This is a genomic window from Bacillus thuringiensis, from assembly GCF_001455345.1.
Classification (GTDB): domain Bacteria; phylum Bacillota; class Bacilli; order Bacillales; family Bacillaceae_G; genus Bacillus_A; species Bacillus_A thuringiensis_N.
In genome coordinates, this window is sequence record NZ_CP013274.1 from 2,652,424 (window position 1) to 2,678,906 (window position 26,483).

The following is a 26,483-nucleotide window of genomic DNA, read 5'->3' on the forward strand; positions in this document are numbered from 1 at the left end:
AGGTTTATTTTTATAATTTCGTACGAACATTCCAAAGCTCTGGGAAGAACTGTTGATCAAGTACTCGTTTTAAATAGGATACACCAGAAGATCCACCTGTTCCCATTTTATGTCCAATAATACGTTCTACCGTTTTCATATGACGGAAACGCCATTGTTGTAACCAATCTTCAATATCGATTAATTTTTCAGCAAGCTGATATAAATTCCAATATTTCTTCACGTCCGCATACACTTCTATCCAAGCTGCTTCCACAGTTGCATCTTCTTCATAAGGCTGCGTAATATCGCGATTCAACACATCTTTATGAATAGGGAATCCTTCTTTTACAAGTGCTTGAATTGCGACATCATACAAACTTGGTGCATGTAGCGCTGTATGAAGTCGAGCGTGTAATTCTGGATCTTTTTCATAAATTTTCAATGCATGTGGCGTTTTATAACCAAGCGCATACTCAATCATACGATATTGATACGATTGAAAACCTGAAGCTTGACCGAGCGAGTCACGAAACTCAATGTACTCTGATGGTGTTAATGTCGCAAGAATATCCCAAGATTGAATAATTTGAGACTGAATTTTTGATACACGTGCTAACATTTTAAAAGCAGGTTGTAATTTATCTTGTTTAATAGATTCAATTGCTGCGTTTAACTCATGTAAAATAAGCTTCATCCAAAGTTCACTTGCCTGGTGAATAACGATGAACAACATTTCATCATGATGGTCTGATAATCTCTTTTGAGAAGATAGTAAACTATCTAATTGTAAATATTCCCCGTACGTCATATTCTCTTTAAAGTCCGTATGAATCCCTTTTTCCATGATTACCTTTTCATTTTCTTTCATATTAGCCAAACGCCCCTTTTATATATTTCTACTTATATTGGTCTAATAACTGCTCGAACTGGACTTCCATCTGCATCTATTAAGGCAAGTGGTAATGCGATCAATTCATAATCACCGTCTACTACATGATCTAGTACGACATTTTCTAAAATGTGTATTCCATGTTTAAACAATTGATGATGCGCATCTAATTCTTTATCATCTAATGGATCAACTGATGGTACATCCACCCCGATTAAACGTATACCTTTCTCTGAAAGAAACGGTGCTATATCCGCACGTAAATGCGGGATTACATCCGGGAATTCATTAGCTTTACCATGTGAAGATGTGCGTAACAACAAGCGTTCTACGCCTTCTAAATGAAAGTTTTCTAATTCCTTTTTCCCAATGCTTTCAAGATTAGAAACGTCAATGATTCGCGTAGGTCCGACATAAACTTGAATATCTAGATCGAACACTTTTTTTCCATCATTATCAAAATGAAACGGTGCATCAATATGAGTACCTGTATGAATACTCATCGTTAACTTTCCAACATTTACTGAACCACTCTCTTCTTTTGACCATGATACTTCATACGAGAACGGTGTATCCCCTGGCCAAGTAGCAATATCATTATTTAGCGGTTGTGAAATATCAATCCACTCTGAAGTTTTCATACTTATGCCACAACCTCTCGCTTATTTTCAAACTGTTTATACTCTTCATCTTTCATGATTTTCTTTAATATTTGTACAGATTTCCATACTTCTTCGTATGTGTTATATAAAGCGACTGGCGCAAGTCTTACTCCATTAGGTGCTCTGAAATCAGGAATAACCCCATTCGCTTTTAACGCTTTACATATGCGTGCTGCTTCTGCATGCTCTAAATAAATATGTCCACCTCGTTTTTCATCCTCTAATGGATTTCCAATTGTAAATCCGAAATTTTTTAATTCATGCTCAATTAAATCAAGCATGTATCTTGTAATATGTAAGGATTTTTCACGTAAACGTTCTATACCAGCATCTTTAAATATTTCAAGAGAACCGATTAAAGGTGCAGTACTTAATACGTGCGGTGTACCAATTTGATACGAACCTGCATGATCAGCAGCTGTTAATGTATGTTCCATATCAAACTGCTTATCTTTTCTAGAACTAAACCAGCCAGACAATCCTGGAAGTCTATTAAAATGCTTTTTATTTACATAAAGGCCGGCAACACCACCAGGTCCTGCGTTTAAGTATTTATAATTACACCAAATAGCGAAATCAACATCCCATTCTTTGAAATGATGCGGAATAGAACCAATTGAGTGACATAAATCGAATCCGATATGAATACCACGCTTATGTGCTTCCGCTGTTAAACGTTTCATATCAAGAATTTGGCCACTTCTATATAGTACAGAAGGTAATAAAATTAACGCGATATCATCTGTCATTGCATGAATAATATCATCTTCAGAAAGTGTTCTACCATCTCGGCTCTTCACTCGTACTAAATGCTCATCTGGCTCTAACCCTTTTAAACGAATTTGACTTTGAAGTGCATATATATCTGACGGGAATGTTAATTCATCCGCAAGAATTTTTGTGCGTATTCCTTTCGGCTCATAGAAAGTTGCGATTACTTGATGAATATTCGTTGTGGTGGAACCGGTTACAATAGTTTCTTCTGGTAAAGCTCCAATAAGAGGTGCTGTCAATTCACCTAATTTCTCCGAAAGGAAAAACCACGGATGCTCTCCTTCTGTCCACCCATCAATGCCATATTCTCTCCATGAATCTAGTAAAGTAAGTAACGATTTTTCCGCTCTTTTTGAAAGTAGCCCTAATGAGTTTCCATCTAAATATATTGTTCCTTCTTTTTTATAAAATTCAGTTTGAAAACCTTTCAGTTCATCATGTTTATCACATTCAAGCGCATACTCATAAGTTGGTTGAAATGGTTCTTTATACATGGTGTCACCTTCTTTTAATTTTCTTTTTATTCTAACTAATTGAAATATATCACCTCAGTTGATATAACGTCAATGATATTATGTCAGTTGACTTTATATATGAATTTCTTTTACAATACAGTTATATTTTCAGATATTTCAGTATAAAGAGGTGATTCTTTGAAAAACACTACTCTTTCATCAAGAAAACACCGCTCCTTAGAAACAAAGAAAAAACTTTTACACTCTGGTTATACGAATTTTATACATAACGGATTTCAAAAAACGACAATCACTCAAATTATTAAACATGCAGAAACTGGTTATGGAACAGCATATGTATACTTTAAAAACAAAGATGATCTCCTTATCGTTTTAATGGAAGATGTCATGAATCAATTTTATAATATTGCTGAGCGCTCCTTTTCCCCTCAAACAAAAGAAGAAGCACATAATATGATTCAAAACCAAGTAAGAGCATTCCTACAACTAGCAGAGAAAGAACGAGCTATTTTACAAGTTGTAGAAGAAGCGATCGGGTTATCAAAAGATATACGTCAAAAATGGGATGAGATTCGAGGACGATTTATAAGCAGTATTGCGCAGGATATTACGTACTCTCAAAAAAGTGGATTAGCACAAACTGAATTAAATAAAGAAATTGTAGCGCGTGCTTGGTTCGCTATGAATGAGATGTTTCTTTGGACGATTGTGCAACATAACACAGAGGTAGAACTAGAAGAAATAGTATATACGTTAACTGAAATGTATACGACGGGGTTGTATACATAGCGCACTTTCGCAGATAAACAAATAAAACATATCCTTAACCTTTCTGAACTTACTTATTGGATAACAAAAAATTGTATTGATAAATAATTATGTGAAAGAGCTATTGAGATTTCCAATGAAAAATCTTCAAATAATAAAAGTGTTACTCAAAAAATTGAGTAACACTTTTACCTTAATATGTCTTTAATATTAATCTTCTTTATGATAAGCAGCTTCTACACATTCTGCTAGACGTTCCATTTGTTCCATAGTTAAACCTCGTGAAATCCAGCCTGTTAACTTATACATCATTTTATAGTAAAAATTACTAGGTTCATATTCTGAAATTAATGTTAGTGCTGTACCTTCCGCATCTTCTTCTAACATATAAGTCATTGCTGAATAACCTTGCTTTATTTCACTACCTAGTGAAATAATATGCGGTGCATCGTATTCAAGAATCTCTACTTCTGCCTCGAATATTTTCTTACCGACTTTTTGAACAGTAATATATTTATCTCCTACACATGGATTCTCTTTATCCATATTTGAAGGATAGCGATTTTCTATTATAAACGTATTCCATTCTTTTATTTTTTCATCTTCTATTATGTAGTCACATACAACATCCATTGGTGCTTTTATTACTATTTCAATTGCAAAACTCATTATACTGCCCCTCTCAAATACCCTATCCATTTCTATTTTAACTCAATCATTATGCCATATTTTATATAGTGAAATACAAGTAGAAATTGAACTTTTATTACAAGAATGTTTATTGTAATAAGAAAAGCATGAATAAGTAACTTAAATACTTATTCATGCAAAATATTTTATTAATGATACGACAATTAAATATAACGCAACGAGTAGTAAAGTGATACCCATACTTTTATTTTCTTTATTTTTAAAATTTTGCACCCCTAAACTAACTAACATAAACCCTAAAAGCGTTTGTAAAATTAGCATACTCTGTTCCGAAGCATCATTCCAACTATACATGGAATACCCCATTACAATAATTGCAAGTATAATCGTTAAGATCCTATTCATAGGAAAATCCCTCCTATAAAGTGAAACTTTAATCAGTGGGGGTTTTCTTCATCCCCCACTGATTATTAGCCCTCACCAATCGGGCTTTTATGGGCAGTTGATCCCCCACCTAACTTCTTTGCTTTCGCTGAATTTTGAGGTGGGGGTCTTACTGCCCATTAAAGCGGGATAAAAAAAGAAACCGCTAAGTTTCCTTAGTGGTTTTATTAACAATTTATATTTAGTAAAATTGCTTTTTATGAATTTGATATAAGTCAAAAGAATTTCCTGCTCAATATAACTACGCATGTTAGCCCACTTTTTCTTTATCCAGTCTACTTACAATTCCAACTATAAATTTATATTCAATCCTCCTCTTCTTAACCTTTTTAAACCCTTCTTTCGTATCAAAAATTAAACACGTTTTCCGAAACCACATTCGTACATATAAAGACTCAAAATAAATAGGTTTTATAATTCCTCGTTCTTCAAATTCAGTTCCATCTTTATTTTCGGTTTCTGTTCGAACGAACCACGTATTCCCAATACCAATTTCAATATACTTCACATAAGTTCCCCTTCCGGAAATTAATTTCTAACTATTCTATTATTTCCCCGGTAAGCGCACATTCCGACAGAACATGAGCCCATAAAGAAAAAGTAGATTACAAAAATCTACTTTATAACTTATATTTTTGCATTCGTTTATAAAATGTACTTCGAGGTACATCTAAAAGTTTTGCAGCCAAGGAAACATTTCCATTCGTCTTTTCTAGCGCTTCAACCATACTATCACGTTGTATTTTTTCACGGAAATTTAATGCGTTCTCTGTTTTATTTTCTGCTTGCAATGCAAGTTGGTGTTGATTTCCCATCATTGTTTGTAATAAAAAAGAGATTTGTTTTTCGCATATTTCCCGTCCTTGCGACAAAATGTAAATGCGTTCTAATACATTTAATAATTCTCGAATATTTCCGGGCCACGTATGCTGATAAAATTGATTACAAATACTTTTTGGAAATACCACATTCCAATTCGTTCGTTCACAAAAATGTTTTATAAAGTACGGAATATCCTCTTTTCTTTCTATTAACGATGGAACATATAACGGATAAACATGTAAACGATAATATAAATCTTGACGGAATTTCCCTTCTTCTACTAATCGCAATAAATCTTTATGTGTCGCAGTAATAATACGAATATTTACCTGTACCTCTTTTGAACTGCCGATTGGGGTTACTGTTCGTTCTTGTAAAACACGCAATAATGCTACTTGCATCTCTGGCGGCACTTCACCAATTTCATCTAAAAATATTGTTCCTCCGTCTGCTTGTTCGAATTTCCCTTTATATCCTTGGCGCCGCGCACCTGTAAACGCTCCTTCAGCATAACCAAATAGTTCACTTTCCATTAATTCTTTCGGTAATGAACCGCAGTTAACAGCTATAAAAGGACCATTTTTTCTTGGACTATTTTCATGAATCGCTCTCGCAACATATTCTTTCCCTACACCTGTTTCCCCGCACACATATACACTAGCGTCAGTTGGAGATACAAGCTTAATTTCTTCTAAAGTATGTTGAAATGCATCGCTTGTCCCAATAACTCCAGGGAAAGTGATTCCATTTATAAATGGGGAAGTTGAAAATAATTTTTCTTGTTTATTTTCCTTTACATAAATACATTTCCCAATCATTCTATCACTACTGTATACTGGAACTTCCAATTTAGTTTTCAATCCATAGTGCATTAAATCTTCAAGTTTCATTCGTGACCAATTACATACTCGTTCTCGAACCTTCTTGCTCGCAGAAACGATAACATCACGATGATTACAAATTACAACTTGTTCATTACTATCAATTACATCTAAAAAACGATGGATTAAATGCAGTTCGTTTTGATGTACACGAATACTACATTCACGTTCAATTGCATGTGCAATCGAAGTTACCATTCCAAGCATATATGGATGTGAAAATTCAATTGGACAGGAGAAATCTAGAACACCAATTAATTTCCCATCATCATTATGGATGGGAGCGGCCGCACAGCTCCAGCTATGGGATGCGACAGAGTAATGCTCTGTACCACTTATCATAATAGCCTCTTCAATCTCTAACGCTGTCCCTATCGCATTTGTACCAACAGCTGCTTCCGTCCATTTCACACCTTCAATGAAATTAATATGTTTTGCTCGTTTCAACGTTTGTTGATTTCCACTTAACGATAGAACGTAACCGTCTGGATCAATTAATAATGCCATCATTTGGAGATCATCAATGGTTTTTCTCATATTTTGTATTTGAGGTATTGCTATATCTAGGAAGATTTCACTCTTTTTCTTTTGATCTTGAAAAAAATTAGAAGACAAAATTTTCTGACCTTTATTCATATGAGGATTCACATTTGCTTGTTTACATCGATGCCATGATTCTAAAATTCTTTCGTTTATACGATTCGAATCAAGGACTCCTTCATCAACAAACTTTTTCCATGTATGTAAGTAAAACGGTGAAGCTAACATTGTATCATCTCCCTATTCATTGTTTTGGAGATCTGTAAAAACATACTTTTATTATAAAACTGAATAAAAGCGTTTTCAATAAAACTAGAAAGACGACACAAATATGTTAATAATTTGAATATCTTAATGCACTTCTTTATTCTTTTTTAGTAGCACTATATTTTGTATAATGGAAGCAAAGAAAATACATAACCAAAACCACTTTTGTGGATTACCGTTTATAAAAAAAACAATCACGGCTATTGTAAATAAAATAGTAGATGCTACACTAAAATATAATTTTGTTTTCATTCCCCTTATCCCTCACATCTCTATCACTTTACAGTACATATTAACTCTTCATTTTTCATCTCTACTATGTACTCCTGTAAAACATACTCTTTCCCGCCATGTTTTTCATACCATTCATGTATTCTTCTAATATGTTTCTCGTCACTTCTAATTTTTGATTCTATTTCTTTATACTGTTCATAACTATCATATTCCCATATAGCAAACACTTCAGTTGTACCATCATTATTATCTTTCATCCAGCGTCCTATTAGCCTGGAACCATACTTTAACTGATTAGGTAAATTCGTGTTATTAAAATGCTCATTAAATATTTCTACAAATTCATTCTTTACCATATAGTACTTTCTTCTGTAAAACATATATTTTCACCTCTTTTATGAACAGACTCAAATACACCTTCCCATTACTACCGTATTATAATACTTACCATCCGAAAGCCTTTTATCATTTCTTAAAATACCTTCTACTTCAAAACCTAATTTTTTATAAAGCTGAATGGCTTTTTCGTTTGTTTCTAATACTTGTAATGATATCTTTTTAATCTCATTTTCATCAGCCCAATGAATAGATTGTCGCAATAGACTCTTACCCATTCCATATCCCCAAAACTCTTTTAAAATACAAACACCAAATTCTACTTTATGAGATAATCTCTTCAAATTTGACCCTTCGCATCTAGAAAACCCAACGATTCGATTGTGCACTTCTGCAACTAAAAACAGATTCTTCGTCGATTCACTATCTGTTTTTATTATTTTTTGAAACCCTGTCTTATCTATAAATCCCTCTCCAGCTTCTCTATCCATATTTTCAGTTTCTCCATCGATCTGAACTCTAATTTTTGATAACTGCTCTGCATCTGTTTCAGCTGCAGAACGAATTGTATAAACTAATCCATTTATGTGAAACTCTTGCCTTTTTATAATCATTTTAAACTCCTTTTAAATACAGTCTATTGATGCTATTACAATCTCTTTACCTTGTTTCTCAAATTCTTGAATCGTTTCTTTACTAGTCTCCGAATCTGTTATGAAAAGGTCAATTTCAATCAGTGATTCTCCTTTTATAAAGTAGTCTATTCCAAGTTTATTATGAGGAGCTAAACAAATATTTCTTCTAGCAATCTTATTTACTGTTTTACTAAAATAAGCAACTTCAGGCGTTGCGGTACTTATACCATTCAATGAAATGCCGCCACCTGTAGAAAAATACAGATCAATTGAGAATTGACTTATCAATTCTGAGGCAAGTGTATCTGTCATATTTCCTGATGGTTTCACCTTCCCACCAATTAAGTACGTATCAATGTTCTTATAATCCCGTAACGTACTAGCAATTTCTAAAGCATTCGTAATCACCGTAAATGATGTTTCCGGCAAATATTTTAACATAGCATAATGAATAGAAGACCCCCCAATAAAAACGGAATCTCCTTCTTGTATATAAGAAGCTGCGATTTTTGCAATTGCATCGTCATATATAGAAGCATTTTGATAACGCTCAAATCGCTCGGAAGGTAAATCCCTTACTCTAGCAAGTTCAATTGCACCTCCATGCGTTCTTTTTAACAAGCCATCTTTCTCCATAATAGACAAATCTCTTCTTATAGAATCGATAGACATATCGAAACTTTCCGCTAGATTCTTTGCAATTACTCTTCCATCTTTCTTAAGTAACTCTAAAATTTTCTCTCTACGCTCTTCAGTAAACATGTTTGCACCACCATTATTGAAGATTCAGAAAAATGATCTATATTTTAATTATATGCATGTTTTTTCTGTTTTACAATATTTTCAATACTTCTTTATTCATCTCTATACAGGTTTTCTCCCTTTTTCTATCCCGTTAAATTGACAACTAAATAAATGCATATTTGCATATTACACAATTACACTTCCATTCACCCTTCTATTAATGTAAAATAATCCCCGTGTTTTACTTTTTTATACAGAAAGGAATTACTATGAAATCTTTAATGAAAGTAACTTGTACAGCATTATTATTTACAGGGATAATGGCAGGATGTAGTGGAAATGCTACGCCAAAACAAGAAAAAAGTGCTCTAGCAAAAAATGCAATGCATTACGGGGAAATCTTTAAAAACGAATACTATAGAGCAACTGTTGAAAATGCTAAATTCGAAAAAATAGACAAAGAGTGGCGTCTCACAGCTCGCGTTACAATAAATAACGCTCGTATTGACGGACAAACGATAGATCTTTCTGAAATAAAATATTTCATAAAAGATGAAAAGACGGGTGAAAAATACGAAGGTGAATTTATACAAAATGAAAATGCTAAAAAGGTTCCATCTGAGTTTTCTTTAACTACCGACATTGAATTTAATATGAAAACTTCACCAAAAGATTTAAATAATATGTATTTATTCATAGATAGCAAAGCTGCGCCGTTAACAGATACATATTGGAAGCTTGATAATTTAGTATCTAAAGAAAAAGACCAGTCTTAAATGACTGGTTTTTTTACATTCATGCACTTAATTTTCATTAACATTTACATTTATTTGCTAATAACAACTTGAATTACATTAGCTAATCCAGTGTGCCCTTTCCCTTCAACTCGCTCTTGCTCCCCATTAAAGAAATGAATTACCTTATGTTTTTCACACCAAGTAAGGATATCAATTGGATCATACAGCATCTCAATATCTTTTGGCCCACCAGTACCGTAATTTATTTGTTTGTTTGAGTAAACTTCAAACAGTATTAATCCACCAGGCTTTATCGTTTGTATCATTTTATCTAATACCATTTTTTTATGATCATTATGAAAATGTCCAAATACCATAATTGCCGCATCATATTCATTTACTGGCAAACTATCAGCTAATAAATCTACTTTTTTTGTGTGTACGTCTACGTTATGCTTCATGGCTAATTTTTTTGTCTTTTCTAATCCATCTTTCGAATAATCAATAGCTGTCACTTTATGTCCTTGTCTTGCTAGAAATACAGCATTTCTACCTTCTCCCTCTGCGAAAGCTATTACTTTATTGTGATTTGTTAAACGAAATACTTGTTCTTTAATAAATGCATTAGGTTCTTCCCCATAAAAATATTCATCTGATTTATATCGATCATTCCAAAAATTATTCATCTTCTTCTCCCCTTCTACATATCATTTTTTTGTTAGAACCGCTCATCCGTAATATCACTATTAATGGCTATTGCTGCTTTATTTCCATGTGACGCAGCAATAATTAATGAGGATGGTCCTTGAATCATTGTTTCTCCTGCTAAGTAAATATTTTTTTCTGAAGTACGTCCAAAATCATCAATTACAAAAGTTCCATTACTTTGTGGTTCACAACCAAGTTGTTCTATAAATTGATTTGGTCTAAAGAAAGTAGGTACTATAAATCCTCCAGCCCTTTCAATCCGTAAACCTGAATAAAACTCTACTTCTTTTAAATAACCTTCTTCGCCTTGTAGTGCACGTATAGGTTCTGTAATTACAGGTATATTTTTATTAGACAGTTCATCCATAATAGCCTGACTTAGCTCATTACCATTTGTTGCGATTACCAAATCGGTAGACCAATTATAAACTAATTTTGTCATATGCAACGTATAATCTTCGTTTTCAGAAATAATAATGAGCGGTTGATCTTTTAATTCCCATCCATCACAATACGGACAGCTAAATAAGCTTTTTCCATAGTATTCTCGAACATTAGGAATTGATGGGAATTCTTCCTGTATACCCGTCGCTAATAAAACTCTTTCCGCCAAATATTTTGTGTGATCTTTTGTTTCAATCTCAAATAAACCAGTGGATTGTTTCGTTATCATTACAACTGTTTTTTCATAATAATGAACCGATGGATACTTCATCAATTCATTTAAGCCTATTTCCTTAAACTCTTCAGGTTTAATCCCGTCACGCGTAATAAATCCGTGAGAATTTTGTGTAACACGATTCCTATTCGTTTTGTTATCAAATAACGCTATTTGTTTACGAGCTCTTCCTAAAACTAAACTTGCATTAAGTCCAGCTGGCCCTGCTCCTATTACTGCACAGTCTATACATTCCATAAGCAAATATCCTCCATGAATTAATTTAACTATAATTAAAGATATTAGAGAGTCTTTTTATCCTTAATTAATTTAAAAATAAAAGCGGATTAAAAATCCACTTTTATTTTTTTCGCAAGATCTACGATTTTTTGATTTCGTAACTCATCTTCCATTTTCTCTTCTGCTGCGAGCATTGCTTCATTAATTAAACATCCAGGTTTTTCATGTAAACAACATTCAAATAATGATGTCTTACCTTCAATCGCATGTATAATATCTAAAAATGAAATATCTTCCCAATTATGACTAAGCGAATATCCACCTTTTGGACCAGATGATGAATGTATCATCCCTTCCTTTGTTAACTTAGTTAGTATTTTAGACAAGTACGTTGATGAAACATTTTGCATTTCTGCTAATTGGTGAACGCTAACTAACTTATTTGGTGTTGCCTTTGCCAGAAAAAGCATTGTATGAAGAGCATAATTTGTAGCTTTAGAATATTTCATAGTACAGCTCCTATTGTAGACTTCATATATCTACAATAACTTTATTTCTGTATCCTGTCAAACGTTTGTAATACTCCATGCAAAATTATCTCTCTTCAAGTAATACATCGGCTGCGCAAATCTTTACTTCTCTAAATGGACAATCAAATAAAATCCCTAGTTCAAAACCGTTTTCAGCAAGATCTATTTCATGACATAACCACCAAGCACCTTCAAAATTTTCTGGGATAGAACATTTCGTTACTCCTGTAAAAGTTACTTGTAGTTTATCAAATTCACTGAAAGTACCACCGCAATCTAAAGTTATAATTAGCGTACCTTCTGATCTTCTCTCCACTGATTTGACTACACTGTCATGTAGTGAGTATTCATGTAGTTGAACGACATTCTGCGCGAGCTTTTCTTTTATAGAATTATAATTATCTATATAGGCTTGCTCTAAATCATTCATTCTTTTCTCATAATCTTTTGTCCACTCAAGCATAAGTCTCTTTAATTTTTCCGTTGGGTATTCTGAATTAATTGTATTGTCATGAATGTATGGATGCAGTGATTTAGGGAGGAACTTTAATAAATCTTCTTTCTTTTCTTCCACGTCTTCTCTCAAACTTTGCTTATAATCTATTCCTACCTTTTCGCTCTCTCGCAACATCTCTTCCCATTCTTCTAATGTTTCTAAAAAAGTTAAAAATCCAGACACTTGCATTTCTTTATACCAATCTTTATTAAAATACTTCAAAGATTTTCCCCCTAAAACATTTTAAGATCCAACAAAAGCGATATATCTATTTATTATATCATTCCAATAACTATTTTTTCTAAAGAAAAAATGCAAAACTGTAAATATTCCGCCTTTTATTTCTAAAACTTCAGAATATTTACAAAAGTTAATAATTAGAATACATTTTACTAGTACAAAGATTCACAAGTACAAAAATCTAAACAAAAAGGGATGGTTATATGTTGAAGAAATTAGTAGCAGGTACATTAGTAGCGGGATTTGCATTAACTGGAGGACTAGGAGTAGCAAGTGCTGAAGAAAAAAGTAACACAATTAAGTCTTTTGATTATTTAAAAGTGGATGAACAGAATGTTAATTCATTTACAAAATTAAGTGATCAGGATAAGAAAAACATCCAAATTACTATGGTATTACCAGAGCAAAATGAAAATGGAGATTGGCTAGCTTATGGTTTTACTAGCCGCGAAACATTAGATGCTTATATTGAAAAGGATAAAAAAGTACTTAAAAATAAAATTAATCCTTTAGGTAGCGGTGCTGGTAGTACTGATTTTTATGAACATAAAGATAAAGGTGGCCAATATATCTACTGGAGCAGCGGCTTTAAAAACTTACCATCTAGCTGGAACGACAGAATTTCCTCTGTAAGTACAGCATCACCTTCTGCAAGTTATTCAACGACACTTTGGGAGCATACTTCTACACAAGGATATGGAAAAGGTGTTGTATTTAAACACGCTGATTGGTACGGTAAAACTGCTAATTTAGCTGCTGATTGGAACGATATTACTTCAGCGATTGAAATTAAATAGTAATAAGATATTTAATTTCTTCTATAAAAATTCAAACCACTATTCTCTCTTTCATTTAAAGAATAGTGGTTTATCATATTTCTATTTAAGCATGTACAGCATGTCCTACTGCTTGCATTAACGCTTCATGAATCGCTTCAGATAAAGTTGGGTGTGCCGCAATATAATCTCTCATAATATCAGCGGTAACTTCTGTATGAATCATTACAGTTCCTTGTCCGATCAGTTCAGTTGCACGAGGACCGATAATAGAAATCCCTACAATTTCTTGATATTTAGGTTCCACAATGACTTTTACCTTGCCCGTTTGTTCTCCTAAAATAAGAGCTTTTCCATTCGCTGTAAAAGAGAATTCTCCGATTTGTATGTCACCATAATGCTCTCTCGCATCTCTTTCGTTTAAACCGACACTTGCGATTTCTGGAGCTGTATATATACAACGAGGCACGGCATGATAGTTAACTTTCACATCTTCTCCACTTGCATGTAATGCTGCTGTCGTTCCTTCATGGAAGGCAACATGAGCAAGCTGGATTCCACCAATCACATCACCAGCTGCGTAAATATGTGATATATTCGTTTGCATATGTTCATTCACAGAAATTCCTTTATTTGAAAATTGAATGCCTGCTTTTTCTAAATCTAATTGTTGTACACGTGGTTTTCGACCTACAGAAACGAGAACAAATTCTGGATTAATTTCTTGGATACTTCCTTCGTATTCAAATGAAGCCTGCTTCTTATAATTATTTAATCCTTTTAAAGCTGCTCCTGTAAATATTTCTACGCCATCATTTTCTAGTTTCTCTCTTAATATATTTGCGATATCTTGATCTTCGCCAGGTAATAGTTGCGGTGCCATTTCAACAATCGTAACTTTTGTTCCAAGACGACTATAAATACTTGCAAACTCGCATCCTATTACACCACCGCCAACGATTAATAATGATTTTGGTATATGATCTATGGACATTGCATGGCTGCTGTTTAAAATCCACTTTCCGTCAAATGGAGCAAAGGGTAATTCAGTCGGTTCTGAACCTACCGCTATAATGAACTGTTCTCCATCTACTACCTCTTCTTTATCACCGTATGTAACTCGGACACGATGATCCGTTTCAAATTTCGCTTTACCTTGTATAACTTTTATTTTATTTTTCTTCATTAAATATTGAATCCCTTGGACGAGCTGCGATACGATTTGTGATTTCCTCGCCTGCATGTGCTTCCAATCGATTGATATACTTCCAGTGTTAAGTGTAACTCCATAATGATTCGCTTTTCTCACAATGTCATGCACTTCTGCACTTTCTAACAATGATTTCGTAGGCATGCACCCAACATTTAAACAAGTCCCGCCAAGATCCGCTTCATCAATAAGAATGACATCTTTTCTATTTTGAGCTGCGGTAATTGCCGCTACATAGCCAGCAGGTCCGCCTCCAATAACGACTAGTTTACTCATTCTCTCACCTTCTCTTTATAAAAGAATTGTTACAGGTTCTTCTAAATAACGTTTAATTGTGCGTAAAAATGCAGCTGCTGGTGCACCATCTAATACACGATGATCAAATGTTAAACTTAAAGGTAACATACTGCCTTTTTTTATTTTCTTTCCTTTATATACTGGAACATGCTCAATTGCACCTACACCTAAAATACCAGTTTCCGGCGTATTTAATACTGGCGTAAAATATTCAATCCCAAAGCTACCTAAATTACTAATTGTAAAGGTTGTACCTTGCATATCATCACTACTTAAATTACCTTCTCTTGCTTTTTGTGCAACGTTTTTAATTTGTTTAGATAACTCTACTAAAGATAGATTATTAGCAAAGCGAATAGCTGGAACGACTAATCCTTTTTCTAATGCAACTGCCATACCTAAATAAACATGTTCAAATTGATGAATTGCATCATCCATATATGCGCTATTCATTTCTTTATGCTCCCCAAGCGCTAATACTACAGCACGAGAAACAAAATCCGTAATGGTTAGTTTGTTATCGTATCGTTTTTGTACAGCTTCCGCTATGTCTTTATGTAAAGCAACTAAATCTGTCACATCTACTTTCATCGTTAATGTTAATTGCGCACTATTTTGTAAACTTGTATGCATACGGTTTGCGATTGCTTTCCTTATACCAGTCACCGGAATTACTTTACTTTCTTCTTGTTCAAGTATTTCTGGAATCGTCACTCTTTCTTCAAGCACCTTTAATACATCTACCTTTGTAATTCTTCCGCCAGGACCTGTACCAACTAATGCCTTGATATCTAGATTTTCAGACTTTGCAATTTTCTTCGCTACAGGTGAAATTTTGATTCTTTGTTTTGCTACTTCTTTCGCATATGGTTCTGGATGTTGGACCTTTTTCGGCTCTAGATTCGGTATTTTTTCTTCTACAACATCTGTACTTTCATGGACTTCGACTCTTTCGTTCGGTTTACCGATATAGCAAATTACAGTGCCAGGTGGAACTCCCTCATCTTCACTTACAGCTATATCAAGAACAGTTCCATCAGCTGGTGCCTCTATTTCAGTTTCGATTTTTTCCGAGTTAATACTAGCAATTAGTTCACCTTTTGCTACATGATCGCCTGTTTTAATATTCCAGGTCGTAATAAAACCTTCTTTCATCGCCATACCTAATTTCGGCATTACAACTTCTACAGCCATGTTTCTCTCTCCCTTCTCATCGTTTCATTACACATGTAATAACGATTGGTCTCCGATCATTTCTGATACAGTTTCAATTACTTTCTCCGGCGTTGGTAAATATAACTTTTCAAGTGGTGGCGAGAACGGAACTGGTGTATGTGGTGCTGTAATTCGTTTAATAGGTGCATCTAACAAATCAAATCCTTTATCCGCTACAATTGCCGCAATATCTGTTGCGATACTACATCTTGGGTTCGCTTCATCAATAACAATCAAGCGATTTGTTTTTTCCACAGATGCTAAAATCGTATCTTCATCAAGCGGTGATAAAGAACGTGGATCAATTACTTCTACTTCAAGTCCTTTTTTCGATAATTGCTCAGCAGCTGCAAGTGCTGTATGAACTTGTTTTCCAATTGCGACGATTGTTACATCAGAACCTTCACGCTTAATATCTGCTTTACCTAAAGGAATTGTATAATACCCTTCTGGTACTTCGCCTTTCATATTGTAAAGTGTTTTATCTTCAAAAAAGATTACTGGGTCATCATCTTCAATTGCCGCTAATAATAAGCCTTTTGCATCATACGGAGTGGAAGGAACGACAACTTTAATTCCTGGAATACTCGTAAATAATGCATATAAACTTTGTGAATGCTGTGCTGCTGCACTAAAACCAGCGCCATGCATCGTACGTACTGTCACTGGAACTTTTGCTTTACCACCGAACATATAGCGGAATTTTGCACCCTGGTTTAATACTTGATCAAGACAACTACCGATAAAATCATTAAACATTAATTCAGCTATCGGACGTAATCCTGTTGCAGCAGCTGCCATCGCTGCTCCCATATAACCAGCTTCTGAAATTGGTGTATCTAATATACGATTTCGGCCAAACTCTTGTACAAGTCCTTTCGTAACACCAAGAACGCCACCCCACGCTTCATCATCTTGCAAGTGATCAACTTGTGCACCACCTGCAACGTCTTCACCTATTAAAATTACATTTTCATCACGGCGCATTGATATTTTCATCGCTTCATTGATTGCAGTTGACATACTTACTGTTCTAGTCATTATTTTTCACCCTCCTCTTATTTGTAAGAAACGTATACATCTTTTAATAATTCTTCATCGTCTGGATATGGACTATTTTCACTAAATTCAATTGATCTTTCTACTGCATCATCTACTGCTTTCTCCATATCAACAAGTTCAGATTCTGTTAATAAACCTTCATGAATTAAATGTTTACGGAAATTCACAATCGCATCTATTTCATTTAAATGTTTTTCTTTTTCCTCCGCAGTTTTATATGTTTGTGCTTCACCCTCGAAATGACCATAGTTACGATATGTCATACATTCAATTATTGTTGGACCACCGCCATTACGCGCACGTTCTACCGCTTCTTCTGCGGCTTTATATACTGCAAGTAGATTTTTTCCATCGACTTGAACACCTGGAATGTTATAAGCTTTTGCACGATCAGCAATAGAATCACAGCTTGATGCATATTCGAATGTTGTTGCTTCACCGTAACCGTTATTTTCAGCGATAAAAATAACTGGTAACTTCCAAATCGCCGCTAAATTAACTCCTTCATGGAAAGTTCCTTCATTATTTGCTCCGTCACCGAAGAAACAAACACTTACATCTCTCGTTCCTTTATATTTAGCTGTTAATGCCGAACCGCAAGCAAGCGGGAAACCGCCACCTACAATTCCATTTGCACCAAGCATTCCTTTATCTAAATCGGCAATATGCATGGATCCGCCTTTACCTTTACATAACCCTGTCGCTTTCCCGAAAAGTTCAGCCATCATACCATTTAAATCACAACCTTTTGCGATACAATGCCCATGACCTCTATGTGTACTTGTAATACTGTCACTATCCGTTAAGTGGGCACATACACCAACTGCTACCGCTTCTTCACCTGCGTATAAATGAACGAAACCTGGCAGAACGCCTTGTGCGAACAATTCATGCACCTTATCTTCAAACTTACGAATCTCTAACATTTTTTCGTACATCCAACGAGCTTGTTCTTTCGTAATTTCATTCCCTTTACTTTCAGTTGTTTTTAACATGTCCAGCCCTCCTATTTTCTTGTTCATCTTTTATATTGCAAGTACTGTGCCAAATTCTAATCCTTGATTTAATAGGTTTTCTCTTTTCTTTCAAAATAAAAAAGTGGACAAAATGAGACAGCTGTCTCGTTTTGTCCACTTTTGTTCACCTAATTTGAAAATTATTATTTTATTCATTATCAAAGTTCTTGTGTAACTTACGGATATAAATAATTTGACCAATATGATAAGCATTATGAGTTGTTACATTACTTAATATTTCCCACCACTTCGCACTTACAGGAAATCCGATTACATCACTTTCAACCTGCTCTTCACTTATGAGGTTTTGCCATTGCAACAACTTCTCTAATAGCTTTTCTCTTAATTCTTCAAATGTTTGATTATCTGAAAGCATAAAACTTTTGTTATTATCACCAATAGCAGGCACGGCATTCACACTTGATTCTTTATACCTAGTTTGCCACGTTGAGTTCCAATACAGTAAATGTTGTACAATTTCAGCTATACTATTACTCTCTTCATTCGGTTTCCAGAAAGCTTCTCTCTCAGATAGATCTTTCACTGCATCTGAAAATGGAATATACCAACTGGGATCGTTTGCATTCGCCAACAATTGATCTGCTAATACATCCTTCACATGGGCCATTATTCTTCCCTCATTTCATAAACGTATTCATACTCACTTCTCTATATACGCTGAGTCCGTATAATTTCCTCTTTTAAAAATCTCATAGAATATAGAATCAACGGGTAATGCTCTCAAAACGAATGTAAGAATAATAGATTTTCTTATCATAACTCGTTATGATAAAAGAAAAAGAAAGCGAGCAAAAAATGAATAAAAAAATCGCAGTTATAACCGGGGCTTCAAGTGGATTCGGTCTTTTAACAACAATTGAACTTGCGAAAAAAGACTATTTAGTTATTGCTACAATGAGGAACCTTGAAAAACAAGTGAACTTAGTATCTCAAGCTACTCAACTCAACTTACAGCAAAACATTAAAATTCAACAATTAGATGTAACCGATCAAAACTCTATACATAATTTCCAATTATTTTTAAAAAAAATAAACAGAGTAAACCTTCTTATTAATAATGCAGGATATGCTAATGGTGGCTTTGTAGAAGAAATTCCAGTAGAGGAATATCGCAAACAATTTGAAACGAATCTTTTTGGTGCTATATCGATCACTCAGCTTGTTTTACCATTTATGAGAGAACAACATAGAGGGAAAATTATTAATATAAGTAGCATTAGTGGCCAAGTTGGATTCCCTGGTCTATCTCCTTACGTTTCTTCAAAACATGCATTAGAAGGATGGAGTGAATCCCTTCGTTTAGAAGTAAAACCGTTCGGAATAGATGTTGCTTTAGTGGAACCTGGTTCTTATAACACGAATATATGGGAAGTTGGTAAACAACTAGCTACAAACCAATCTGATACTACTTCTCCTTACAAAGAATATATGGACAAAATACAAAAACATATTAATAGCGGCATTGATACATTTGGTAATCCAATAGATGTTGCTAATAAAATTGTAGAAATTGCTGAAGCTAAGCGCACAACATTACGGCACCCAATTGGAAAAGGTGTAAAATATATGATCTTAGCAAAGAAGATTCTTCCTTGGAGATTGTGGGAATACCTTGTTTTGAGAAGTTTTAAGAAGATGTAATTCCCTTTATTAAAAACCATTTTGAAAGAGGTGCTAATTAAATGTTAGGTTTACCCTATGGTAAAGTGTTTTTAGTTCCGTGGACTGCAGAGTGGGCAATTGAATTTGTAAAGGAGAAACAATTCATTGAGGAACAAATTGGCGAACATATTTTAGCGATACACCATATTGGTAGTACTTCTATTCCACATTTAAGTGCAAAGCCAATTATTGATATAGCAATCGAACTAGAAAATTATAGGGACGGTATACATTGTATTAAAAAGTTAGAACTACTAAACTATAAATATAGAAAAGATGTATTGCCTGAACGATATTATTTTAATAAAGGTGAGCCAAGAACTCATCAAATTCATATGTATGAACAAGGAAATAAATATTTAACTGAACAATTACAATTCAGAGATTACTTAATAGACAATAAAATTTCTCGAATACAGTATAAAAAGTTAAAAATTCAACTTTCACAAGCTAATCCTAATGATAAACACCAATATGCAGAGGATAAAACAAATTTCGTTACATCTATTTTAGCTAAAATAAATGCTTAAATAAATAAGAAACCATTTAGCAGTAGATGGTTTCTTATTTATTAGTTATTTCATTATTTGTACTATCAATAATAAAATCTGCAAATTCATGTGGTTTATGACTTTCTACATACATATCTTCAGCAATCATCCAATTGTTTTCCCACATATCGCGCGCAGCTTCCCCGTCTCTAGCAATCCCTCTTTTTATCCGTGTTTCACGAGTACAATTCACCCATATTTTCAAATCATACACTTCAGCTAGCTCCTGACGTGTTGCATATACACCTTCTATAATAACAATTCCGTTTGCAGGGACAATAAGAGATTCCACTAAAGAATCGGTTTCCCAATCGTAACGTTTATAACATCCTTCAACACCATTACTAATTGGATCTAAAACTTCTTGTAAAAGGCGTTTCCAATCAAAATCTGCACCAATCGATTTATTCGTAGGATTTTCATTTACAATCTTTGTAGATGGTAAATAAAAATCATCCATATGAACAATCGTTACAGTTGAAAAATTACTTTTTATTTTATTAGCTAACGTACTTTTACCTGCACCGCCACAGCCATCAATACCTATTATTAGAAGTGATTGTTCCGTACATTTTTCTTGAGCCCATTTTAAAATTAAGTCTAAATCCAAACTAACCCATCCCCTTATATCTCTTACATTCCATTATTAAAGTTTTACGTTGCAAGTGGAACGAAATGAAATAGTATCGAGAGCATCAATATAAAAGAAACCATTCCCATTATTGAAAGTATATATTCTTTTGATTTTCTATCATATTTCCATTCCATCCATGCTCTTAAAGTCCATGATATCCCTAAATAAGTGAACATGACATAAGTCATTTTAGCGTTCTCAAATTTAAACATATAATAACAACTACTTATTACATAAATAATAATAAGCCCTATTTCTAATTTTACATGTAAACTATTCACATGCTTATATTCAAAAAAGCCTCTTTTCTCCATATTTAATTTTCTTCTTAAAAACTGTTCTATAAAGTAACCACCTATACCAAGTCCAATAATAATAAGCAAAATTGTAGAAATACCCATTGCTATCCCTCCTATTACTTTATTTATCTTTAGTAATAAAGTGAACTATATTACAGTTATCCTCTTCTAAATAACTTACAATTCCTTCAGGATATGTGGGCTTCTCCTTTAGCTCATTTATACTTTTCCAAGTTAATTTAATATCTTCATGTTCTTTATGCCTTATTTCATTTGTAATTATCTCTTTAACAGTTCCCCAATGTATCAATGTACAATGATGTCCTTTTTCGTTGTTCCACTCGAAAATATGCTCATTTACAACGGCTAATTCTTAAACATCAATCTTCAAATCGTATTCTTCCATTAATTCTCGTATTATTGCTTCTTTTGCTGTTCCACCAAATTCAATAGAACCGCCTGGAAAACGATAAAATGTTTTATTTAAATCACATTGTACAAGTACTTCAGAATGATCTTCATTTAAAATCATTACTTCAGCACGTAATTTAAGTATTTTCATTTTGTCAATCCGTTCATTCCACATATGATTAAATCCAATAACTATAAAAGAAAAGATTAAACATAATTCCTGTTATTATTAATAGTGGAACCGTTCCTAAAGAAATGACATATTCCCTCGATTCTTTATCAAATTTCCACTCCATATATGATTGAAAGCAGTATAAAGTTATTAAAAATAAAATGGGTAAATTACTAATATAAATAGGATTTAAAGTGGCACATATCATCGTAACAATTATATAAGAAATGATAAGAGCCCTAGTCCCCCATTTATGAGCGCTGTTTACATATTTACTATTCCAGTCAGTTTGTTTCGGTATATTTAATTTTTTTCTCACTACTTTTTCCAAAATAACTACAAATATGATCCATAATACTAATAAAATTACTTTAACTAAAAACAGTGATGTCTCCTCCTTTACCTTTTATCTGGCTGATCACTCGGATACATAGCCTCTCCTTTATTATCAATGTCCCAACAAATAACGGTCGCACTATCGCGTCCGAATTGATGATGAACGTGCTCTAATACATGATGAACACTTTCTTCAAGTTTTATATCATTTCTATTCATATCACTATACAGATTTACAGGAGTTTCATACCGCCGTTCTCCGCATTCTAATACCCCATCTGTGACCATTACAATTCGATTCTTTCCATTACGTAATTCACGAATGCCTGTTGAATAACAAGGAACAGGTAAATCAAATGTGTTTACATTTCCAATCCATTCGTAAAAATGACGTTGATTTAACGCATATTGTCCTAACTTATGTAACTCTTCATGAAATACATAAACTAAACAGTCTCCAATAGATAGCCACCATATATAATTTTCTTTTCTTACACATAGTAAGCAAGCTGTTTCACCTTTAATTCTTTGACACTTTTCCTTAAATGAAGAAGATTGAAAGGTAGTAAGAATATGATTTTCAAAAGATCGAAATACTGTATCAATCGATTCATTCATCATTTCTTTTATATTTTCATATTCTTTTTGAATTGTATTTACTACTAAATCAACACTTTCTGCACTATTATGTCCGTCCAAAATAACTGCAAATTCCCAATCACCATTCGACCAAACTAAAGCCCCATCTTCATTCTTTTTTGCTCCGGCGCTTATATTCCCGCCATATGTACCGAGCACGATGTCACCATATTGTTTTACTGAAACTTCGTCTAAACACATTTTCCTACTTCCAACCCATGCATATTGTCTATTATTTGTTGTATGCATACTCATTCACCATATACTCTCGTATTCTTTCGCATAGTTTTTTGATTTTCGCTGCGTCACCATATGGTGCACCAGTCCATTTCGCTACTTCAGTCGGTGACCAAAACTCTTTTGGTGTATTTGCATAACGCGGTATAATGTGCATATGCATATGTGGTACACCGTTCCCTGAAACAAAAGTGTAAATATGTTCTGCACCTTCACTTTCTTTTAGCGCTTTACTTACTCTACTTGTTATAAGTCCGAACCTTTTCGCTTCTTCATCTGTTAGTTCAGCAAGACCAGGTACATGTCTTTTTATATCTATCATTACATAACCAAGATATGTTTCTTCGCTATCCCAGTGAACATGTCCAATGTAAACGAGTTCATCTTCGTAAATAGCTCCACCTGGAACTTTAATGTTTCCTTTATGTTTTTCACAAATGAAGCAGTTTTGTTCTTCTTGATTATTTTTTGACATATCCATCACCATCCTTTTCATTTATAATATCATAAAAAAAGGAAAAATAGGATTTATATTCCTAAAATTCATTCTTTTTATACAACAATTTTTGAAATGAATTTACCTCTCATTATTTCTTCAAAACCGCAAATCCAATTACAATTCCAATCACAATTCCGATTACTAAATTATTAGTAAAATAACCTTGGAATACACCAATTACAACCCCTATACCAACACCTATTACCAAAGCATCATTTTTATTATTTTTAGCCAAAATTACATCTCCTCCCATCATTTACCCCCTAATAATATCCATTTACATGACGTCGCTGTCTCCTAATATATTCGCTATTCCATTTAATAATTTCCAAAAAATGCACTTTATTACTTATACTTTTCCACCACATAATCCTTTTCTTAAGGAGAGATTCTCAAGTCGCTATTAAATAAACATATCTTTATTCATCGAAAAATTAATTCAATGAAATAACAGCAAAACCAAGTTTGTGCACCTACTGGCGATTCTGTTATTGTTCGTATGTAATTTTTTCAAACAAAAAACACACTTTGTATAATAAAGTGTGTTTTCGTTTTATCTTCTTTTTTGATGAAACCCTTGTGTAATCCGGTCTAATATAATCGCAATAACAACGATAGCAAGTCCAGCTTCAAATCCCATTCCGATATTAACTTGTGTTACAGAGCGGTATACATCAACTCCAAGACCTGGTGCTCCTACAAGAGATGCTGTTACTACCATCGATAACGAAAGCATAATGCTTTGGTTCACACCAGCCATGATTGTTCCAGTTGCGAGTGGTAATTGTACTTTAAATAATTTTTGTGATGCGGTAGAGCCAAACGCATTCGCTGCTTCAATTAAATCTTCTGGAACTTGTCTAATTCCTAAGTCAGTAAAACGAATTGTCGGTGGCATTGCAAAGATTACGGATGCGATAATCCCAGGCACTACACCTACTCCGAAAAATGTAATTGCAGGAATAAGATATACGAAAGCCGGCATTGTTTGCATAAAGTCTAATGTCGGTTTTAAAAATTTTGAGAAGCGTTCATTTTGAGAAGCTAAAATTCCGATTGGGATTCCTACAATAATTGAAATAATAACAGACGTAAGTACAAGTGCTAATGTTTGCATCGTCTGTGCCCAGTAGTTAATATTTAAAATAAATAATAAACCGATCAGTGTAAAAATAATTAAAGATACCTTTCTCGTTGTGTACCAAATGAGGAAACAAAGGATAATAATCATCAATATGGCCGGTATTATTGTTAAAAAATTAGTGAGTAAATCAACGAATCCACCGATAATATAAGAGAATCCTCGGAATAATCCTTCAAGGTGCTCATATAAACTTGCAACAAATGAGTCGACCCATTCCCCTAAAGGAATACGTGGTATACTATTCATCGTCTTTCACCTCTTCCTCAATATTACCTGCAAGAGCTTGAATGACACTTTCACGTTTAATAATTCCTCTTAGCCTTTTTTTCTCATCGATTACTGGTAACGGATATTTCATCTCCGCCATTTTTGCATACGTTTCCTCTAGTAAAGTATCTAAATAAACATGCGGAATATCGTTAAGTAATAAATCAGCAATCGGCCACTGTTTTTGAACTGCTTTACTTGCATCATCCGCAGTTAATATACCTAAAAACTCATACTTTTTATTAACTACATAAACAGTAGAAACCCCGGCGTTCCTCATAATTTGAAGTGCTACACGTGGTCCCCGATCAATTAATAATGTCTCTGGTCGTTTTAATATAGATTCCGCCGTAATTACTTTTCCTAAATTCACGTCCGCCACGAACTTCTCTACAAACTCATTGGCAGGACTCATCATAATTTCTTCCGGTGTTCCAATTTGGACAACTTCACCGTCTTTCATTAACGCAATTCGATCACCAATTCGAAGGGCTTCATCTAAATCATGCGTAATAAAAATAATTGTTTTTTCCATTTTGTCTTGTAACTCTAATAGCTCATCTTGCATTTCTTTTCGAATAAGTGGATCTAACGCACTAAATGACTCATCCATAAGTAAAACATCCGGATCGTTCGTAAGCGCTCTTGCAATGCCAACACGCTGCTGCATACCACCACTCAGTTGACTTGGATAATTATCTTTATGATGGTCTAGGCCAACTAATTTCAAAGACTCTAACGCCTTTCTCTCTCGTTCCTCTACTGGTACTCCTTGTATTTCTAATCCGTATGCCACGTTTTGCAAAACAGTACGATGCGGGAATAGAGCGAATTTCTGGAAGACCATGCTCATCTTCGTTCTTCTCACTCTTCGTAACTCTTCTTTTCCCATCGTTGCGATGTCTTCACCATCTATGTATATATGCCCCGCTGTTGGTCTAATTAATTGGTTTAACATACGAACTAACGTAGATTTCCCACTACCAGATAAACCCATAATTACAAAAATTTCTCCAGTATATACTTCAAACGTTGCCTTTTTCACACCAACGTTCATTCCTGTCTCTTTCAAAATTTCTGATTTACTTTTTCCCTCTTTTAATAAGGTAAGGGCTCTTTGCGGGTGTTTCCCAAATACTTTTGTTACGTTTTCAACACGCACCTTTGTATTATCCATGTCACTACTCCTTTTCTACCCATCTATTCACATAGTGTTGCGATTTTACAAAGAAATATTACATAAAAATGACATTCATAAGATTTCTTTAAAATTCTCGTTTCCGTTCATAATAAGAATGCTTACTTATACATTTATTTAAAA

At 33.9% G+C, this 26,483-nt stretch carries 32 protein-coding genes and 1 pseudogene; 5 read left to right on the forward strand and 28 right to left on the reverse strand.

Translation table 11 applies throughout. The features are described 5' to 3' along the window. Nucleotides 1–10: 10 nt before the first annotated feature. Genes kynA through kynU form a run of 3 tightly spaced genes read right to left on the reverse strand, consistent with a single transcriptional unit; the run spans nt 11 to nt 2,801 of the window. The gene (gene kynA, locus ATN06_RS13805; protein WP_060631108.1) at nt 11–850 is read right to left on the reverse strand and encodes a tryptophan 2,3-dioxygenase; all 840 of its coding nucleotides are present in this window, start codon (nt 848–850) and stop codon (nt 11–13) included. A gap of 32 nt (nt 851–882) precedes the next feature. Further along, the gene (kynB, locus tag ATN06_RS13810; protein WP_060631109.1) at nt 883–1,512 is read right to left on the reverse strand and encodes an arylformamidase; all 630 of its coding nucleotides are present in this window, start codon (nt 1,510–1,512) and stop codon (nt 883–885) included. 2 nt (nt 1,513–1,514) lie between these two features. Beyond that, nucleotides 1,515–2,801, reverse strand: a complete 1,287-nt coding sequence (gene kynU / locus ATN06_RS13815; RefSeq protein ID WP_060631110.1) for a kynureninase — start codon at nt 2,799–2,801, stop codon at nt 1,515–1,517. Between the two features lie 159 nt (nt 2,802–2,960). Here kynU and ATN06_RS13820 point away from each other — a divergent pair, with 159 nt between their 5' ends. After that, complete coding sequence (locus ATN06_RS13820; protein ID WP_060631111.1) at nt 2,961–3,572, forward strand: TetR/AcrR family transcriptional regulator; 612 nt, start codon at nt 2,961–2,963, stop codon at nt 3,570–3,572. A gap of 189 nt (nt 3,573–3,761) precedes the next feature. On the opposite strand, the gene ATN06_RS13825 is transcribed toward ATN06_RS13820, so the two are convergent. The 7 genes from ATN06_RS13825 to ATN06_RS13865 form a co-directional block, all read right to left on the reverse strand. Continuing rightward, nucleotides 3,762–4,220, reverse strand: coding sequence for an SRPBCC domain-containing protein (locus ATN06_RS13825; RefSeq protein WP_060631112.1), 459 nt, complete (start codon nt 4,218–4,220; stop codon nt 3,762–3,764). Nucleotides 4,221–4,373: 153 nt separating this feature from the next. Then, nucleotides 4,374–4,607, reverse strand: a complete 234-nt coding sequence (locus ATN06_RS13830) for a YczI family protein (protein ID WP_060631113.1) — start codon at nt 4,605–4,607, stop codon at nt 4,374–4,376. 289 nt (nt 4,608–4,896) lie between these two features. Next, nucleotides 4,897–5,154 carry a DUF3977 family protein gene (locus tag ATN06_RS13840; RefSeq protein ID WP_060631115.1) on the reverse strand — a complete coding sequence of 86 codons (258 nt, stop codon included), beginning with the start codon at nt 5,152–5,154 and terminating at the stop codon, nt 4,897–4,899. Nucleotides 5,155–5,266: 112 nt separating this feature from the next. After that, the gene (locus tag ATN06_RS13845; RefSeq protein WP_060631116.1) at nt 5,267–7,117 is read right to left on the reverse strand and encodes a sigma-54-dependent Fis family transcriptional regulator; all 1,851 of its coding nucleotides are present in this window, start codon (nt 7,115–7,117) and stop codon (nt 5,267–5,269) included. A gap of 314 nt (nt 7,118–7,431) precedes the next feature. After that, nucleotides 7,432–7,770 (reverse strand): NIPSNAP family protein, encoded by a 339-nt coding sequence (locus ATN06_RS13855; RefSeq protein WP_060631118.1) that lies wholly within the window; start codon nt 7,768–7,770, stop codon nt 7,432–7,434. A gap of 27 nt (nt 7,771–7,797) precedes the next feature. Further along, nucleotides 7,798–8,340: a GNAT family N-acetyltransferase gene (locus ATN06_RS13860; RefSeq protein WP_088116190.1), complete on the reverse strand. Its 543-nt coding sequence runs from the start codon at nt 8,338–8,340 to the stop codon at nt 7,798–7,800. Nucleotides 8,341–8,352: 12 nt separating this feature from the next. Beyond that, nucleotides 8,353–9,123, reverse strand: coding sequence for a DeoR/GlpR family DNA-binding transcription regulator (locus ATN06_RS13865; protein WP_060631119.1), 771 nt, complete (start codon nt 9,121–9,123; stop codon nt 8,353–8,355). Between the two features lie 251 nt (nt 9,124–9,374). Between ATN06_RS13865 and ATN06_RS13870 the strand changes: the two genes are divergently transcribed. Then, complete coding sequence (locus ATN06_RS13870) at nt 9,375–9,881, forward strand: hypothetical protein (protein ID WP_060631120.1); 507 nt, start codon at nt 9,375–9,377, stop codon at nt 9,879–9,881. Between the two features lie 50 nt (nt 9,882–9,931). Here ATN06_RS13870 and ATN06_RS13875 read toward each other — a convergent pair whose 3' ends face one another. The 4 genes from ATN06_RS13875 to ATN06_RS13890 all read right to left on the reverse strand — a co-directional run bounded on the left by ATN06_RS13875 (nt 9,932) and on the right by ATN06_RS13890 (nt 12,696). Next, nucleotides 9,932–10,528, reverse strand: coding sequence for a class I SAM-dependent methyltransferase (locus ATN06_RS13875; RefSeq protein WP_060631121.1), 597 nt, complete (start codon nt 10,526–10,528; stop codon nt 9,932–9,934). Between the two features lie 32 nt (nt 10,529–10,560). Continuing rightward, complete coding sequence (locus tag ATN06_RS13880) at nt 10,561–11,466, reverse strand: NAD(P)/FAD-dependent oxidoreductase (protein ID WP_060631122.1); 906 nt, start codon at nt 11,464–11,466, stop codon at nt 10,561–10,563. Nucleotides 11,467–11,555: 89 nt separating this feature from the next. Next, nucleotides 11,556–11,957, reverse strand: coding sequence for an Rrf2 family transcriptional regulator (locus tag ATN06_RS13885; protein WP_060631123.1), 402 nt, complete (start codon nt 11,955–11,957; stop codon nt 11,556–11,558). Nucleotides 11,958–12,042: 85 nt separating this feature from the next. Then, a complete protein-coding gene (locus tag ATN06_RS13890) occupies nt 12,043–12,696 on the reverse strand; it encodes a DUF4085 family protein (RefSeq protein ID WP_060631124.1) in 654 nt (217 codons plus the stop codon). 221 nt (nt 12,697–12,917) lie between these two features. Between ATN06_RS13890 and ATN06_RS13895 the strand changes: the two genes are divergently transcribed. After that, nucleotides 12,918–13,511, forward strand: a complete 594-nt coding sequence (locus ATN06_RS13895) for a hypothetical protein (protein ID WP_060631125.1) — start codon at nt 12,918–12,920, stop codon at nt 13,509–13,511. Nucleotides 13,512–13,596: 85 nt separating this feature from the next. Here ATN06_RS13895 and lpdA read toward each other — a convergent pair whose 3' ends face one another. The 5 genes from lpdA to ATN06_RS13920 form a co-directional block, all read right to left on the reverse strand. Beyond that, entirely contained in the window at nt 13,597–14,976 is a 1,380-nt protein-coding gene (gene lpdA / locus ATN06_RS13900; protein ID WP_060631126.1) for a dihydrolipoyl dehydrogenase, read from the reverse strand. 15 nt (nt 14,977–14,991) lie between these two features. Then, nucleotides 14,992–16,191: a dihydrolipoamide acetyltransferase family protein gene (locus tag ATN06_RS13905; RefSeq protein WP_060631127.1), complete on the reverse strand. Its 1,200-nt coding sequence runs from the start codon at nt 16,189–16,191 to the stop codon at nt 14,992–14,994. A 27-nt stretch (nt 16,192–16,218) separates the two neighbouring features. Continuing rightward, complete coding sequence (gene acoB, locus ATN06_RS13910) at nt 16,219–17,253, reverse strand: acetoin:2,6-dichlorophenolindophenol oxidoreductase subunit beta (protein ID WP_000198893.1); 1,035 nt, start codon at nt 17,251–17,253, stop codon at nt 16,219–16,221. A 17-nt stretch (nt 17,254–17,270) separates the two neighbouring features. Beyond that, nucleotides 17,271–18,269, reverse strand: coding sequence for an acetoin:2,6-dichlorophenolindophenol oxidoreductase subunit alpha (acoA, locus tag ATN06_RS13915; RefSeq protein ID WP_060631128.1), 999 nt, complete (start codon nt 18,267–18,269; stop codon nt 17,271–17,273). Nucleotides 18,270–18,438: 169 nt separating this feature from the next. Continuing rightward, nucleotides 18,439–18,918, reverse strand: a complete 480-nt coding sequence (locus ATN06_RS13920; protein ID WP_060631129.1) for a DinB family protein — start codon at nt 18,916–18,918, stop codon at nt 18,439–18,441. A gap of 188 nt (nt 18,919–19,106) precedes the next feature. On the opposite strand from ATN06_RS13920, the gene ATN06_RS13925 reads away from it, so the two are divergent. Further along, complete coding sequence (locus ATN06_RS13925) at nt 19,107–19,952, forward strand: oxidoreductase (RefSeq protein WP_060633143.1); 846 nt, start codon at nt 19,107–19,109, stop codon at nt 19,950–19,952. Nucleotides 19,953–19,993: 41 nt separating this feature from the next. After that, a complete protein-coding gene (locus tag ATN06_RS13930; RefSeq protein WP_060631130.1) occupies nt 19,994–20,503 on the forward strand; it encodes a GrpB family protein in 510 nt (169 codons plus the stop codon). A 34-nt stretch (nt 20,504–20,537) separates the two neighbouring features. Here the strand turns inward: ATN06_RS13930 and ATN06_RS13935 are convergent, their stop codons facing one another. The 9 genes and pseudogenes from ATN06_RS13935 to ATN06_RS13975 form a co-directional block, all read right to left on the reverse strand. Then, nucleotides 20,538–21,134, reverse strand: a complete 597-nt coding sequence (locus tag ATN06_RS13935) for a uridine kinase family protein (protein WP_060631131.1) — start codon at nt 21,132–21,134, stop codon at nt 20,538–20,540. A 44-nt stretch (nt 21,135–21,178) separates the two neighbouring features. Next, nucleotides 21,179–21,559: a DUF4181 domain-containing protein gene (locus ATN06_RS13940; protein ID WP_060631132.1), complete on the reverse strand. Its 381-nt coding sequence runs from the start codon at nt 21,557–21,559 to the stop codon at nt 21,179–21,181. 19 nt (nt 21,560–21,578) lie between these two features. Further along, a pseudogene (locus tag ATN06_RS13945) lies at nt 21,579–22,019 on the reverse strand (NUDIX domain-containing protein). A 28-nt stretch (nt 22,020–22,047) separates the two neighbouring features. Continuing rightward, nucleotides 22,048–22,371 (reverse strand): DUF4181 domain-containing protein, encoded by a 324-nt coding sequence (locus ATN06_RS13950; protein ID WP_080449437.1) that lies wholly within the window; start codon nt 22,369–22,371, stop codon nt 22,048–22,050. Between the two features lie 68 nt (nt 22,372–22,439). Continuing rightward, nucleotides 22,440–23,264 (reverse strand): PP2C family serine/threonine-protein phosphatase, encoded by an 825-nt coding sequence (locus ATN06_RS13955; protein WP_060631134.1) that lies wholly within the window; start codon nt 23,262–23,264, stop codon nt 22,440–22,442. Continuing rightward, entirely contained in the window at nt 23,248–23,748 is a 501-nt protein-coding gene (locus ATN06_RS13960) for an HIT family protein (protein ID WP_060631135.1), read from the reverse strand. Before ATN06_RS13960 ends, ATN06_RS13955 begins: the two co-directional genes overlap by 17 nt. A gap of 91 nt (nt 23,749–23,839) precedes the next feature. Continuing rightward, entirely contained in the window at nt 23,840–24,004 is a 165-nt protein-coding gene (locus ATN06_RS13965) for a hypothetical protein (RefSeq protein ID WP_060631136.1), read from the reverse strand. Nucleotides 24,005–24,304: 300 nt separating this feature from the next. After that, entirely contained in the window at nt 24,305–25,141 is an 837-nt protein-coding gene (locus tag ATN06_RS13970) for an ABC transporter permease (protein ID WP_001084768.1), read from the reverse strand. Beyond that, nucleotides 25,134–26,339: a quaternary amine ABC transporter ATP-binding protein gene (locus tag ATN06_RS13975; protein WP_060631137.1), complete on the reverse strand. Its 1,206-nt coding sequence runs from the start codon at nt 26,337–26,339 to the stop codon at nt 25,134–25,136. Before ATN06_RS13975 ends, ATN06_RS13970 begins: the two co-directional genes overlap by 8 nt. Between the last annotated feature and the right edge of the window lie 144 nt (nt 26,340–26,483).